This window comes from Thauera sedimentorum, from assembly GCF_014489115.1.
Taxonomy (GTDB): Bacteria; Pseudomonadota; Gammaproteobacteria; order Burkholderiales; family Rhodocyclaceae; genus Pseudothauera; species Pseudothauera sedimentorum.
Map to the genome: position 1 here is coordinate 846,426 of NZ_JACTAH010000002.1, position 12,381 is coordinate 858,806.

The following is a 12,381-nucleotide window of genomic DNA, read 5'->3' on the forward strand; positions in this document are numbered from 1 at the left end:
CGTAAAGCCGCCGCCGCCTCCCTGCCAATCCACTTGTGCAGCGGTTCAGCAGACGCCATACTGCATCGCAAATGCAACGCAAAAGGTGCCCAGATGAAAACCGCCACCATTCCTTCCCTGCGGGTTGATCCCGAACTGCGCCGTTCTGCCGAAAGTGTCCTGCGCGAAGGGGAAAGCCTGTCGGGTTTCGTCGAGCAGGCCATCCGCCAGACCATCGCCTATCGCCAGGCCGAACAGGAGTTCATCGCACGTGGCCTGATCGCGCGCGATCAGGCGCGGCAGGCGGGGAGCTATGTCGATGCCTCCGCCGTGGTGGATCGCCTCCAGGGCATGCTCGACAAGGCCAAGTCCGGCAAATCCCGCACATGACGTACAGGGTCCGGTTTGCCCCGGAAGCCGAAGACGATCTCGTCAGGTTGTACGCGTTCCTATTGGAGCAGGACGCCGCTGACTGGGCGCTGGCTGAGCGGGCGCTGGACGCGATACGCGCCGGTATTCAAACACTGGAGCAGCTGCCCTTCACCTGCCGTAAGGCCGCCGCCGATTCGCCGTTTTTGCGTGAGTTGGTGATTCCCTTTGGGGCGGCCGGCTATGTCGCGCTTTTCGAGATTGACGACGCCGAGACGGTTACGGTGCTGGCGGTGCGGCATCAGCGCGAGGACGATTACCACTGAAGCGCAGTCGATCGGATCAATCGGCTCATGCCCCTTCGCTTACAAGCCTGCTTGCGAATCCGTGAAGGTGCTCATCAAGTGTTGTCCAGGCTTTCCATGTCATAGAACCGGCACGGAATCGACAGACGGTTCATGAATGAATCGGCGAGGCCGACAGCTTGACCCCAAGTGCGTGAAGCAGTTTCAGGACCGTGTCGTAGCGAGGCTTGGCGCCAGGCGTGAGCGCCTTGTACAGACTTTCGCGCCCGAGGCCGGCATCCTTTGCGAGCTGGGACATGCCTCGCGCGCGGGCGACATCGCGTACCGCGGTCAGGAAGACGTCCGGATTGGGGTCTTCCAGCGCGGCGCTGAGGTAGGCCGCGATTGTTTCCTCGTCGTCGAGGTAATCGGCGGCGTCGAAGGGGGTGAAGCTGGCCATGGCGATCACTCCTTGTCCAAAGCCCGCGCCATCGCGATGGCGCGCCTGATGTCGCGCTTCTGCGAGGATTTGTCGCCGCCCAGCAGAAGCAGGTAGACCACGTCGCCGCGGCGGGTGAAATAGACGCGATAGCCGGGGCCGACGTGGATGCGCATCTCCGAGACGCCTTCGCCAACGGGTTCGCAGTCACCGAAGTTGCCGTGCTCGGCAGCGCGGGTGCGGTGAAGGATGCGGGCCCGGCCGAGCTTGTCTTTCAGTGCCGAGAGCCAGGAGTCGAACTCGCTGGAGCGGTGAAAGGTGTACGCCCTATGTAGCGTATCCATTCGGATACGTGAACACAAATGTGGCGTAGCTGGCTGGTTATGCGGTGTGAGCCCTCAATGCTTGTGGTCGGTGGGGTGGATAGGGGGGCGGCGTCGCGACTATATCGACGGAAGGTATCGCAATGCGATACTAAGCATGTTGTACGTGCGTTGAAGTGCATCGAATACTATCCTCCACGCATCTTCATCACCGCAGCCCCCCATCACCATGAGCACCTCCGCCGATCTCGTCGCCGCCCTCAAGTCCGAACTGCGCGACGCCCGCATCACTTATGCCGAACTGGCCGGCCGCATCGGGCTGGCCGAGTCTTCCGTGAAGCGCATGTTTGCGCGCGGCGGCGACATGCCGCTGTCGCGTGTCGATGAAGTCTGTCGCGTGCTCGGGCTGGACTTTGCCGATCTCGCGCGCCGCGTCGCCGACCGCCAGCCGCTTCTCGCGGAACTCACGCTGGAGCAGGAGCAGGCGGTGGTGGCCGACCGCAGGCTGTTGCTGGTGGCGATCTGTTGCATGAGCCAGTGGAGTGCGGAGCAGATCGTCGCCACCTACCGCATGGACGCGGCCGAATGCACCGGCCATCTGCTGCGCCTGGACCGCCTGGGCATCATCGAGCTGCGCCCGCTCAATCGTTACCGTCTGCGCGTGGCCAAGGGTTTCCGCTGGCGCGCGCATGGGCCGGTGATGAGCTACTTCCGCGGTGAGGTGCTGGAGGATTACTTCGCCGGCGGGTTTGATGGCGAGGCGGAGATGCTTACCGTGGTGCATGGGCAGATCGGGGCGGGGCTGGCGAACAGCTTTCGCGAGCGGCTGGCGCGGGTCGGCGAGGATTTCGCGCGGCAGCACATCGTCGATCAGAAGCTGCCCGCTGCGCAGCGCCGCCCCTACACCTTGGTGATCGCGATGCGCTCGTGGCTGATGGCGGCGTTTCGGGACATGAAGCGGGAGGAGGTTGCCTGGCCGGACGCGTCTTAGGGCGGGTTCCTCCCCCTTCAAGGGGGGCGAAGCCGGGGTTTCGCGAAGCACTGCTTCGCGCCGGCTGAGCGGGCCGGCTGTGCAAAGCCGGCCCTGGGAGGTTAGGAGGGGGATGGGTCTTGGTCGCCTCCGACGGAAACCCATCCCCACCCCAGCCCTCCCCTTGAAGGGGAGGGAGTGGGCCTTGCCACGCTGAATCGACGCTGTTCTTGATTGCACCGAACGAATCTCTATACGGAGCCCATATGTTCCGCACCCTGATCAAATCCCTCCTGCGCAGCATCGCCCGCGTGCTCTTCCGCGTGCGCATCGAAGGCCGCATGCCTGCGCCCACCGACCGCCTGCTGGTCATCGCCAATCACGAATCGCTGCTCGACGGCCTGCTGTTGGGCCTCTTCCTGCCGCTCGATCCGGTGTTCGTGGTGCACACCACGGTGGCGAAGAACCCGCTGTTCCGCCTGGTGCTGATGCTGGTCGACCACCTCGCGGTCGACCCCACCAGCCCGATGGCGATGAAGCGCGTGGTGCGGCTGATCGAATCCGGCCGGCCGGTGGTGATCTTCCCCGAAGGTCGCATCACCACCACCGGCAGCCTGATGAAGACCTATGACGGCCCGGCCTTCGTCGCCGCGCGTACCGGGGCGACGCTGCTGCCGGTGCGCATCGACGGGGCGGCGCGCACCTACTTCTCCCGCCTCGGCGGGCGCTATCCGCGCCGGCTGCTGCCGCAGATCAGCCTGTACATCCAGCCGACGACGCGCATAGTGATGCCGGCCGCGCCCACCGCGCGGGAGCGCCGGCGCAAGGCGGGGGAGGCGATGCGTCGGGTGATGCAGGAGATGATCTTCGCCACCCGCCCGAAGCAGACCCTGTTCGAAGCCCTGCTCGACGCCGCAGCCATCCACGGCAGCAAGCGCCGGCTGGTGGAAGACCTGAAGCAGCAGGAGTATTCCTACGGCGAGTTGCTGCGCATGGCACTGGGGCTCGGCCGCCTGGTGTCGCGCCACACGCAGCCGGGGGAGAACGTCGGGGTGATGCTGCCCAATCTGGCGCCGACGCTGGCGCTGGTGTTCGGCCTCAGCGCGCAGCGCCGGGTGCCGGCCATGCTCAACTACACCGCAGGCGTCGATGGCCTGCAGGCCGCCTGCACTGCGGCGCAGATCCGCAGCGTGCTGACCTCGCGCGCCTTCGTCGAGCAGGCCAAGCTGGCGGGCAAGCTCGCCGCGCTGGAGGGCGTGCAACTCCTTTACCTGGAAGACCTGCGCGCTTCGATGACGCTGGCCGACAAGCTGTGGCTGGTGCTGTGGGCGGTGCGCTTTCCGCGGGCGGCCACCCACATCGGCCATGCCGAAGAGCCGGCGGTGATCCAGTTCACCTCCGGCTCCGAGGGCAAGCCCAAGGGCGTGGTGCTCTCGCACCGCGCGCTGCTCGCCAACATCGCGCAGATCCGCGCGGTGGTGGATTTCTCGGTGGATGACAAGGTGCTCAACGCGCTGCCGCTCTTCCACTCCTTCGGCCTCACCGCGGGCGGTCTGTTGCCGGTGCTGTGCGGGGCCAACGTGTTCCTCTACCCCAGCCCGCTGCACTACCGGGTGATCCCGGAGCTGGCCTACGACCGTGGCTGCACCGTGTTGTTCGGCACCTCCACCTTCCTCGGCAACTACGCCAAGCACGCCCACCCCTACGACTTCCACCGCCTGCGCTACGTGATCGCCGGCGCCGAGAAGCTGGCCGAGCCGGTGCGCGAGGCGTGGTTCGACAAGTTCGGCATCCGCATCTTCGAAGGCTACGGCGCCACCGAGACCGCCCCGGTGATCGCGGTGAACACCCCGATGGCCTTCCGCCGCGGCACCGTTGGCCAGGTGCTGCCCGGCCTGCACGCCAAGCTGGAAGCGGTGCCGGGCATCGACGACCAGGGCGGGCGGCGCGGCATGCTGCATGTGAGCGGGCCCAACCTGATGAGCGGCTACCTCAAGGTGGACCAGCCGGGCGTGTTGCAGGCGCCGGTTTCGAGCATGGGCGAAGGCTGGTACGAAACCGGCGACGTGGTGGAGATCGACGACGACGGCTTCGTGCGCATCGTCGGGCGGGTGAAGCGCTTCGCCAAGATCGCCGGCGAGATGGTCAGCCTGGAGACGGTGGAAAAGCTCGCCGCCAGCGCGTCGCCTGCGGGGCAGCACGCGGCGAGCAGCCGGGCGGATGCGGCGAAGGGGGAGGCGTTGGTGTTGTTCACCACCGACGCGACGCTGACCCGCGACGCGCTGGCCGCCGCCGCGCGCGGCCTGGGGCTGGCCGAACTCGCGGTGCCGCGCATCATCGTAGTGGTGGAGGGCTTGCCGTTGCTGGGGACGGGGAAAATTGACCACGTGGCGTTGAAGCGGCGGGCGGAGGTGGTGGAGTGACGGCGCCGGTAGGGGGCTGCTCCCTCCCCTTCAAGGGGGCGGAGGCGGGGTTTCGCAGAGCACTGCTCTGCGCCGCCGGAGCGGCGGAGCGAAGCGGAGACTCCCGGGTTGGGGTGGGGATGGGGTGCTCCGCGCGGCCCAACTGACCCGAAACCCATCCCCATCCTGTCCGGAGGGCTGGCTTTGCACAGCCAGCCCGTTCGGTCGGCACGGAGCGATGCTCCGCGAAACCCCGCCCTCACCCCCTTGAAGGGGAAGGGACCTGCTAACAGTGTTCCTGCGTACTTGAGCGAGCTGCAATGTCTTATCCACAGCCCAACTCCAAACCCAACGGCTTCTCCCCCGCCCGCCGCCGCTGGCTGCGCGCCGGGCTGGCCGCGGGTGCCCTGGCTGCCACCGGCGGTGCGGCGGTGGTGCTCGCCCAGCCCAAGATCTTCAACCCCTGCCTCTCCGACCTCCCCGACGACCTCGCCGGCCACCCGCTGGTCGCCGCCGCCTGGCGCGGGCTGGACCCGACGATGGTGTGGGACTGCCACGCGCATCTGGCCGGCACGGGCGATGGCGGGCACGGCATCGTGATGTCGCCGGACATGCTGAGCCCGCTCAATCCGCTGCAGTACATCCAGCGCCTGTTCTACCTCAACGCCGGCTGCGTGCATCAGGCGCCGGGGCGGGTGGATGACAGCTACGTCGAGCGCCTGCACAACCTCTCCGACGGCATGGCGCCGGGCTACAAGACCATGCTGTTCGCCTTCGACCGCGCGCATGCCGCCGACGGCACGCCGCTGCCGGACAAGAGCGCGCTCTACGTGCCCAACAGCTATGCGCGGGACGTGGCGCGCGCCACCCCGGAGCGCTTCGAGTGGGTGTGCTCGATCCACCCTTACCGGGCCGATGCGCTGGATGCGCTGGCGCAGGCCGCGGCGGAGGGTGCCCGCGCGGTCAAGTGGCTGCCGCCGGCGATGGGTATCGACCCGGCCAGCCCGGCCTGCGATCCGTTCTACCGCGCGCTGGTCGAGCTCGACCTGCCGCTGATCACCCACGTCGGCGAGGAGCAGGCGGTGCATGGCGCGGGGCGGCCGGAGTGGTCCAACCCGCTGCATCTGCGCCGCGCGCTGGACCATGGCGTGCGGGTGGTGATGGCGCATTGCGCGAGCATCGGCGAGGACGTGGATCTGGACAAAGGGGCCAACGGCCCGCGGGTGCCGAGCTTCGCGCTCTTCGACCGCATGATGGGCGAGGATCGCTACAAGGCGCTGCTCTTTGGCGACATCTCCGCCATCGAGCTGCGCAACCGTCGCATCGAGGTGGTGCGCACCATCATCGAGCGCGAGGACTGGCATCCGCGCCTGCTCTACGGCACCGATTACCCGCTGCCCGGCATCCTGCCGCTGATCTCGCCCGCCGCCTTCGCGCACGAGGGCATGCTGGACGAGGCCGCGGTACCGGTGCTGGAGGAAATCCGCGCGCATAATCCGCTGCTGTTCACCTTTGTGCTGAAGCGCCACCTCAGCAGCCACGGCCGCCGCCTGCCGGCGAGCGTGTTCGAGACCCGCCGCTTCTTCGACCGGACGACCGCATGAGCTCGCAGTTCAAACTGATGCAGGAGCGCCGCTTCCTGCCCTTCTTCCTGACCCAGTTCCTCGGCGCCTTCAACGACAACTTCTACAAGAACGCGCTGGTGGTGCTGATCACCTTCCAGGCCGCGCAGCTCACCGAGCTGGCGCCCGGCGTGCTGGTGAACATCGCCGCCGGGTTGTTCATCCTGCCTTTCTTCCTGTTCTCCGCCACCGCCGGGCAGTTTGCCGACAAGTTCGAGAAGAGCCGGCTGATCCGCTTCACCAAGCTGCTTGAGGTGGCGATCATGCTCATCGCCACGGCGGCCTTCGCACTGTCCTCGGTGAACCTGCTGCTCGCCACGCTGTTCCTGATGGGTACCCAGTCGGCCATCTTCGGCCCGGTCAAGTACGCCATCCTGCCGCAGATGCTGGCCGAGCATGAGCTGGTGGGCGGCAACGCGCTGGTGGAATCCGGCACCTTCGTCGCCATCCTGCTCGGCACCATCGTCGGCGGCCTGCTGATCGCGGTGCCGGACGGCCCCACCTGGGTGTCTGCCGGGGTGGTGGCCACCGCGGTGCTGGGTTATCTGGCCAGCCGTGCGATCCTGCCGGTGCCGGCGGCCGACCCGAAGATGAAGATCGCCTGGAACCCGCTGACCCAGACCTGGCAGATGCTGCGCTTCGCGCGCGAGAACCGCACGGTGTTCCTGTCCATCCTCGGCATCTCCTGGTTCTGGTTCTACGGCGCGGTCTTCCTGTCGCAGTTCCCCGGTTACGCGGCCACCGTGCTGGGCGGCGACGAGAAGGCGGTGACCCTGCTGCTGGCGGTGTTCTCGGTCGGCATCGCGGTCGGGTCGCTCTTGTGCGAGCGCATGTCCGGCAAGCAGGTGGAGATCGGCCTGGTGCCCTTCGGCTCCATCGGCCTCACCGTGTTCGGGCTCGACCTGTGGTGGGCCAGCCCGGCGCTGGAAGCCGGTGCGGCGATGCGCCCGCTCTCCGAGCTGCTCGCCCAACCCGACACCTGGCGCATCCTCTTCGACCTGGTGATGATCGCCATCTGCGGCGGCTTCTACATCGTGCCGCTGTACGCGCTGGTGCAGAGCCGTTCCGAGCCCTCGCACCGTTCGCGCATCATCGCCGCCAACAACATCCTGAACGCCATGTTCATGGTGGTGGCCGCCGCCATGGGTGCGAGCCTGCTGGCCGCCGGCCTCAGCGTGGCGCAGCTCTTCCTGATCACCGCGCTGCTCAACGCCGCGGTGGCGATCTACATCTACACCCTGGTGCCGGAGTTCCTGCTGCGCTTCATCGTCTGGCTGCTGGTGCACACCGTGTACCGCCTGAAGGTGGACGGCATGGACCACGTGCCGGAGAAGGGGCCGGCGGTGATCGTCGCCAACCATGTGAGCTTCGTCGATGCGCTGATCATCATGGCCGCCTGCCGCCGGCCGGTGCGCTTCGTCATGGACCACCAGATCTTCCGCTGGCCCATCCTCTCCTTCGTGTTCCGCACCAGCCGGGCGATTCCCATCGCCCCGGCGAAGGAAGACCCGGCGATGATGGAGCGCGCCTTCGACGAGGTCGCCCGCGCGCTGGAAGCCGGCGAGCTGGTCGGCCTGTTCCCGGAAGGGCGGATCACCGACACCGGCGAGCTCTATCCCTTCCGCCCGGGCATCGCGCGCATCGTCGAACGCACCCCGGTGCCGGTAGTGCCGGTGGCGCTGCGCGGGCTGTGGGGCAGCTTCTTCAGCCGCAAGGACGGCCCGGCGATGAGCCGCCCCTTCCGCCGCGGCGCCTTCAACCGCATCGAACTGGTCGCCGCCGCGCCGGTGGGGCCGGAGTCGGTGACGCCGGAAGCCCTGCAGCAGCAGGTTGCGGCGCTGCGGGGGGAACGGCGGTAACGCGCGCCGCAATCGCGGCCGAGGCCACTCCTACCGACCTGTAGGAGCGGCCTTGGCCGCGATGTCTCCCACGTCCGCCTCGTCGCGCAGGCGCGGGAGATCCCAGCCCCGGCCGAGCAGGATCATGCGGGTGTGCAGGTCGTCGCGCGTGGCCGGGGTCACTTGCGGGCCGAGGTAGCGGATGCGTTTGGCGCGGATGTCGAGATAGCCGCAGGGGTGGCGGCGGGCGAGGGCGCGCCACAGCGCGTGTGCGCCGGTGGACTGGCGGGCGCCGCTGACCAGGCAGAAGCCGCGCGCCAGCGCCCACTCATACACCGCGCTGGCGATGCCGCGCCCCTGGTAGGGCGGGGCGTAGCGTGAGTGCGGCGAACGCAGGTGGCGGTCGGCGCGGCGGCTGACCTCGATCAGGCGGTTGAACACGGTGTAGCCGGCCAGCACGCCGCGCGCGGGGTCTTCCACATAGACGTAGTGCTCGCCGTCGGCCTCGCGGTAACGGAAGACCAGGCCCGGCAACAGCGCCGGGAGCGCGCCGATGCCGTGCAGGGTGTCGCCCGGCGTGTTCAGCCGGCGGTGCAGGGCGGCCAGTTCGGCGGCGATGTCGTCCGGGCGGTGGTGTACGTCGATGCGCAGTTCCAGCAAGGGACGCAGTGCGTGCAGCATCCGGCGCCAGGCGGACGTGGGGCGGCCTGCCGGGCGGGCCGGCATGGTCAGGGTGGTCATGGCGGAGCCTCCTCAGCGCAGGGCTGCGGGCCCGGTCCACCAGCCGCTGATCAGGCCGGCGGGGTGCTCGCGGGCGCTGACCCGGGCGCTGACCTCCCAGGCCTCGCGCTGCACGTCCAGACCGGCAAACACGCCGTAGCCGGCACCGGCGCGGATCTGGCCGCCCGCTTCCAGCCCTTCGCCGGCGCGGATCGCGCCGCCTGCAAAGATGTCGCCGCCGGCGCGCAGTCCCCAGCCGGCCTCCAGGTGGTCCGCGCAGGCGATCGACCCGTCGGCGAGCACGCCGTGCCCGGCCCGCAGGGCGTGCGCGCGGATGTCGCCACCGGCGTGCAGGCTCTTGCCGCAGTGCAGGTCGGCGTCGATGTGTACGTCCTGGCCGACCACCGCATTGCCCACCACGGTGAGCTCGCCGCTGCAATGCAGCGCCCAGCCGGCGCGCAGGTCGCCGCCGCAGAGGATGTCGGCATGGGTCTCGATGCCCCAGGCGACGCGCAGATCGCCGCCGGTGACCAGCTTTCCGCCGGTCCACACCCCGCCCTGGCAGCGCAGGTCGCCGCCGGCGCTCAGTTCGTCGCCGACGTGGATGCCGCCGCCAGCGCGGATGTCGCGCCCGGCGCGCACCAGACCGCCTGTTTCGATGTTGCCGCGTACTTCAAGGGTGCCGGCGAACACCATCGCCTCGGCGAACAGGGTGTCCAGCGTGCGTACCGCGTCGGTGGGGCCGAACTGGTCGAGCAGCCAGCAGGCGTCGTTGATGCGCCCGTCGGCGACCAGCGCGTCGAGCAGTTCCTGGTAGTTGCCGCCGTCCTGGTAGTGGCGCAGGAACCAGCGGAAGCCCTCGGTGCAGGGGCGTTTGGCTTTGACGAAATTCTTGGTGAGATCCATGGCGTGTATGCGTGCGAGCGTGCCGTCGCGCCTGAAGCGCGGCGGCCGGATCGCAGCCATGGCGGTGTGTGGGCCCGGCCCCGCATGCCGCGCGGAGAGCGGCTGAGCAAGGGCGGATGGGCGTGGAGGTCACCGCCCGGCTGCACGTTGAACAAGGCGCGATGCGCCCTGGGCAATGTGCCGTGCGGGGGGTGAGGGGCTTAGTCCCTGTGCCGGTCCCGCACGGCCGTGGAAAGCACGGCCGGGGACCCTTTGACCTTGAATGCCAGCTCGGGCGCAACGCCGCGCGAACGCAGCGCGGCACGGCCTGCACGCACGACGCCGCCTGCGCACGGATGCACATGGACGGAGCGGGTGGCGGTGGCGAAGGTCGGCATGATGGGTGTGGGGGGTGAAGCGAGGACGGCCCGCATTGTAGGCCAGATGGACGCCGTCATGGGCGGCGGGACGCTGCCGGCGCGTCACACGGCCGGCGTTCCCCGTTTGCGTGCGTCGGTGCACCGCATCGTCGATCCGGGTGCGCTTTCGCTTTTTCCTCAGTAACTTGCGATGCACCGGGATGATGCGCCGCAGCACCGGCATGCACCATCATGGAAACAAAAATTTTAGTTTTGCAGTTCTGAAATTTGTGTTTTAGAGTGGTTCCAACACGCCCGTTTCCGGCGTCGGAATCACCCCTCAACAGACCAGGAATCGTCATGACCCTTAGCGCGCTCGCACAGCGTATCGAATCCGTCGGCCGGCGGGTAAACCGCGTGGTCGAATGGCTGTGCGCCGGGCTGGTCGCGGCGATGGTGCTGGTGGTCTGGCTGGGCGTGATCGGGCGCTACTTCACCGAGGGCGGCTTCAGCTGGAGCGAGGAGCTGGCCCGCTACCTGATGATCTGGGCGGCGCTGCTGGCGGTGTCCTGCGCGGCCTGGTGGCGCGAGCACGTCGGCCTGGACCTGCTGTCGGGCAAGCTGCCGCCGGGGCCGCGCCGGGTGCTCAAGCTGGCGATCGACGCCACCTGCGTGGGCTTCTTCGCCTTCATGTGCGTCTACGGCATCGACATGGTGGCCGAAGGGCGCAGCCAGTATTCCACCCTGTTCGGCATCACCATGCAGTGGCCGTTCGCCGCGGTGCCGGTGTCCTCGGCGCTGGCCGCCTTCCAGTTCGGCGTGCGCCTCGCCACCGATTTTGCAGACCTGCCGCGCGGCGAAACCGCTGCGGTGCCCTACTGAGAGCCCGCCGCCATGTGGATCGTCGCCCTGTGTTTCTTCGGCCTGATGCTGCTCGGCATGCCCGTGGGGGTGGTGCTGGGCATCTCCGGCGCGGTCGGCCTGCTGCAGCTGGGGGATGTGTCCTTCCTGGCGATGGCGCCCAAGCGCTACTTCGAAGGCCTGGACATGTTCACCTTCATGGCCATGCCCTTCTTCATCCTGGCCGGCGAGCTGATGAACGCCTCCGGCATCACCCAGCGCCTGGTGGCCTTTGCGCTGTCGCTGGTGGGCTACCTGCGCGGCGGCCTGGCCCACGCCAACATGGTGGCCTCGGTGCTGTTCGCCGGAATGACCGGCGCCGCGGTGTCGGACGCCGCGGCCATGGGCAACACCCTGGTGCCGGCGATGGTCAAGCAGGGCTACAGCAAGCCCTTCGCCTGCGCGGTGACCGCCGCCGGCTCCATCATCGGGCCGACCATTCCGCCTTCGAACCTGATGGTGATCTACGGCTCCATCATGGGCGTGTCGATTGCCGGCCTGTTCGCCGCGGGTATCGTGCCCGGCCTGCTGATCTGCGCCATCTGCATGGCGGTGATCGGCGCCCTGGGCAAGAAGCTCGGCCTGCCCAAGGGCGAAGGCCGGCCCAGCCTGATGAGCATCCTGGTGAGCTTCAAGGACAGCCTGATCGGCCTGACCATGCCGGCCATCATCCTCGGCGGCATCCTGTTCGGCATCGTTACCCCCACCGAGGCGGCGTCCATCGCGGTGGCCTACGCCATGTTCGTCGGCTTCGTCATCTACCGCACGCTCAACCTGAAGCAGGTCGGCATCATGCTGATCCGCACCGCACGCATCACCGGCGCGGTGTTCCTGATCATCGCCGCCGCCTCCATCCTCAGCTGGTGGCTCACCTTCCACCAGATCCCGCAGATGATTGCCAGCGCCATGCTGTCGATCACCGACAGCAAGGCCGGGGTCATCGGCATGGTGCTGGCCCTGCTGCTGTTCGTCGGCATGTTCCTGGACATCACCGCGGCGCTGATCATCCTCGCCCCGGTGCTCGGCCCGCTCACCGCCGCGGTCGGCATCGACCCGGTGCATGCGGGGATCATGATCATCCTGGCGCTCAACCTGTCGCTGATGACCCCGCCGGTGGGCGCCTGCCTGTTCGTACTGTGCTCGGTCACCGGCGAACGCCTGGAGCGCATCGCCCGCGCGCTCGCCCCCTTCCTCGTCGCCGAGGTCGTGATCCTGTTCCTGATCGCCTACTGGTCCGACCTCACCCTCTTCCTCCCCCGCCTGTTCGGCTACGTCAATCCGTAAGGAGTCA

At 68.2% G+C, this 12,381-nt stretch carries 12 protein-coding genes; 8 read left to right on the top strand and 4 right to left on the bottom strand.

The annotated features are described in order from the left end of the window. Positions 1-93: 93 nt before the first annotated feature. Together IAI53_RS13715 and IAI53_RS13720 are read left to right on the top strand one after the other, a co-directional pair. Positions 94-369: a YlcI/YnfO family protein gene (locus IAI53_RS13715; protein WP_187718737.1), complete on the top strand. Its 276-nt coding sequence runs from the start codon at positions 94-96 to the stop codon at positions 367-369. Further along, positions 366-674: a type II toxin-antitoxin system RelE/ParE family toxin gene (locus IAI53_RS13720; protein WP_187718738.1), complete on the top strand. Its 309-nt coding sequence runs from the start codon at positions 366-368 to the stop codon at positions 672-674. Before IAI53_RS13715 ends, IAI53_RS13720 begins: the two co-directional genes overlap by 4 nt. Positions 675-804: 130 nt before the next feature. Here the strand turns inward: IAI53_RS13720 and IAI53_RS13725 are convergent, their stop codons facing one another. Together IAI53_RS13725 and IAI53_RS13730 are read right to left on the bottom strand one after the other, a co-directional pair. Further along, entirely contained in the window at positions 805-1,092 is a 288-nt protein-coding gene (locus tag IAI53_RS13725) for an addiction module antidote protein (protein ID WP_187718739.1), read from the bottom strand. Positions 1,093-1,097: 5 nt separating this feature from the next. Further along, complete coding sequence (locus IAI53_RS13730) at positions 1,098-1,415, bottom strand: type II toxin-antitoxin system RelE/ParE family toxin (RefSeq protein WP_187718740.1); 318 nt, start codon at positions 1,413-1,415, stop codon at positions 1,098-1,100. A 208-nt stretch (positions 1,416-1,623) separates the two neighbouring features. On the opposite strand from IAI53_RS13730, the gene IAI53_RS13735 reads away from it, so the two are divergent. The 4 genes from IAI53_RS13735 to IAI53_RS13750 all read left to right on the top strand — a co-directional run bounded on the left by IAI53_RS13735 (position 1,624) and on the right by IAI53_RS13750 (position 8,247). Continuing rightward, on the top strand, positions 1,624-2,385 hold the full coding sequence (locus IAI53_RS13735) for a helix-turn-helix domain-containing protein (RefSeq protein WP_187718741.1): 762 nt from the start codon (positions 1,624-1,626) through the stop codon (positions 2,383-2,385). A 245-nt stretch (positions 2,386-2,630) separates the two neighbouring features. After that, positions 2,631-4,787, top strand: a complete 2,157-nt coding sequence (gene aas / locus IAI53_RS13740; protein ID WP_187718742.1) for a bifunctional acyl-ACP--phospholipid O-acyltransferase/long-chain-fatty-acid--ACP ligase — start codon at positions 2,631-2,633, stop codon at positions 4,785-4,787. 299 nt (positions 4,788-5,086) lie between these two features. Beyond that, positions 5,087-6,370, top strand: a complete 1,284-nt coding sequence (locus IAI53_RS13745) for an amidohydrolase family protein (protein ID WP_187718743.1) — start codon at positions 5,087-5,089, stop codon at positions 6,368-6,370. Continuing rightward, positions 6,367-8,247, top strand: a complete 1,881-nt coding sequence (locus IAI53_RS13750) for an MFS transporter (protein ID WP_187718744.1) — start codon at positions 6,367-6,369, stop codon at positions 8,245-8,247. The genes IAI53_RS13745 and IAI53_RS13750 overlap by 4 nt, the downstream gene beginning before the upstream one ends. A 30-nt stretch (positions 8,248-8,277) precedes the next feature. Here IAI53_RS13750 and IAI53_RS13755 read toward each other — a convergent pair whose 3' ends face one another. Then, complete coding sequence (locus IAI53_RS13755; protein ID WP_222948305.1) at positions 8,278-8,967, bottom strand: hypothetical protein; 690 nt, start codon at positions 8,965-8,967, stop codon at positions 8,278-8,280. Between the two features lie 12 nt (positions 8,968-8,979). Further along, complete coding sequence (locus IAI53_RS13760; protein ID WP_187718745.1) at positions 8,980-9,852, bottom strand: FapA family protein; 873 nt, start codon at positions 9,850-9,852, stop codon at positions 8,980-8,982. 698 nt (positions 9,853-10,550) lie between these two features. Between IAI53_RS13760 and IAI53_RS13765 the strand changes: the two genes are divergently transcribed. Both IAI53_RS13765 and IAI53_RS13770 read left to right on the top strand, forming a co-directional pair. Continuing rightward, entirely contained in the window at positions 10,551-11,072 is a 522-nt protein-coding gene (locus IAI53_RS13765) for a TRAP transporter small permease (RefSeq protein WP_187718746.1), read from the top strand. 12 nt (positions 11,073-11,084) lie between these two features. Then, on the top strand, positions 11,085-12,374 hold the full coding sequence (locus tag IAI53_RS13770; protein WP_187718747.1) for a TRAP transporter large permease: 1,290 nt from the start codon (positions 11,085-11,087) through the stop codon (positions 12,372-12,374). The last annotated feature ends 7 nt before the right edge of the window (positions 12,375-12,381 follow it).